This is a genomic window from Brachybacterium sp. AOP25-B2-12, from assembly GCF_052378625.1.
Lineage (GTDB): Bacteria > Actinomycetota > Actinomycetes > Actinomycetales > Dermabacteraceae > Brachybacterium.
This window is the reverse complement of record NZ_JBQSXW010000094.1, coordinates 1-297: the sequence shown is the minus strand read 5'-3', so window position 1 is coordinate 297 and position 297 is coordinate 1. Positions and strand designations below refer to the sequence as shown.

1 protein-coding gene is annotated in these 297 nt (G+C 69.4%); it reads right to left on the bottom strand.

The genetic code is table 11. From position 1 onward, the window contains the following. A partial coding sequence (locus ACT3TZ_RS15305) for a DDE-type integrase/transposase/recombinase (RefSeq protein WP_444584267.1) occupies positions 1 to 297 on the bottom strand: 297 nt, incomplete at both ends.

Sequence of the window (297 nt, the reverse complement as noted above, 5' to 3'; positions counted from 1 at the left end):
GTGCCGCGACCCCAGCGCGCCATCTCGATCGCGTCGAGCACCATCTCGGTGCGCATGTGTGACGCGCATCGCCAGCCGACGATCATCCGCGAGAACGCGTCGATGATGAAGCAGACGTAGGCGACGCCGGCCCAGGTCGGCACGAAGGTCAGATCGGTGACCCAGAGCCGGTTCGGCGCGGTCGCGGTGAACTCCCGCCTCACCAGATCCGGGTGCCGGGTGGCGGCAGGGTCCGGCCTGGTCGTCTTGACCCGCTTCGAGCGTGTTGCGCCCTCGATCCCGGCTGCGCGCATCAGC